Origin of the sequence: Rhodoferax ferrireducens (genome assembly GCF_003347515.1) — a bacterium.
Taxonomy (GTDB): domain Bacteria; phylum Pseudomonadota; class Gammaproteobacteria; order Burkholderiales; family Burkholderiaceae_C; genus Rhodoferax.
The window spans coordinates 1-1197 of the sequence record NZ_QEII01000141.1 but is presented as its reverse complement, the minus strand read 5'-3'; the positions used below and the strand labels follow the sequence as shown (position 1 = coordinate 1197).

Genomic DNA, 1197 nt, shown 5'->3' with positions numbered 1-1197 from the left:
TGATAATGGGAAAAGAAAAATTCGCACGTACCAAGCCGCACGTTAACGTCGGCACCATTGGCCACGTCGATCACGGCAAGACCACCTTGACGGCGGCCATCACCACCGTGCTGGCAGCTAAGTTTGGCGGTCAGGCCAAGGCCTATGACCAGATCGATGCCGCACCGGAAGAAAAAGCCCGCGGTATCACCATCAACACCGCCCACGTCGAGTACGAAACGGCGAATCGCCATTACGCCCACGTCGACTGTCCTGGCCACGCCGATTACGTCAAGAACATGATCACCGGCGCGGCCCAGATGGACGGCGCCATTCTGGTCTGTTCCGCCGCTGACGGCCCCATGCCCCAGACCCGCGAGCACATCCTGCTGGCGCGTCAGGTCGGCGTGCCTTACATCATCGTGTTCCTGAACAAGTGCGACATGGTCGATGACGCTGAACTGCTCGAACTCGTTGAAATGGAAGTGCGCGAGTTGCTCGACAAGTATGATTTCCCCGGCGACGCCACCCCCATCATCCACGGCAGCGCCAAGCTCGCCATGGAAGGCGACAAGGGTCCGCTGGGCGAGGAAGCCATCATGAAGCTGGCCGACGCACTGGACACCTACATTCCCCTGCCGGAACGCGCCGTCGACGGTGCCTTCCTGATGCCGGTGGAAGACGTGTTCTCCATCTCCGGTCGCGGCACGGTGGTGACCGGTCGTATCGAACGCGGCGTGGTCAAGGTCGGCGAAGAAATCGAAATCGTCGGCATTGCCGACACCCAGAAGACCACCTGCACCGGCGTGGAAATGTTCCGCAAGCTGCTCGACCAAGGTCAGGCTGGCGACAACGTCGGCATCCTGTTGCGCGGCACCAAGCGCGAAGACGTGCAGCGCGGCCAAGTGCTGTGCAAGCCCGGTTCGATCAAGCCGCACACCCACTTCACCGGCGAGATCTATGTTCTCTCCAAAGACGAGGGTGGTCGTCACACACCGTTCTTCAACAACTACCGTCCCCAGTTCTACTTCCGTACCACGGACGTGACCGGTGCGATCGAGTTGCCAGAAGGCAAAGAAATGGTGATGCCGGGCGACAACGTGTCGATCACGGTCAAGTTGATCAACCCGATCGCCATGGAAGAAGGCCTGCGCTTCGCCATCCGTGAAGGTGGCAAGACGGTCGGTGCCGGTGTGGTTGCCAAGATCATCGCGTAAT

The 1197-nt window shown here is 60.2% G+C and carries 1 protein-coding gene; it reads left to right on the top strand.

Annotated elements, in window-relative coordinates:
• Positions 1 to 5 precede the first annotated feature (5 nt).
• A complete protein-coding gene (gene tuf / locus C5P05_RS00680) occupies positions 6 to 1196 on the top strand; it encodes an elongation factor Tu (protein WP_114968003.1) in 1191 nt (396 codons plus the stop codon).
• Position 1197 lies beyond the last annotated feature (1 nt).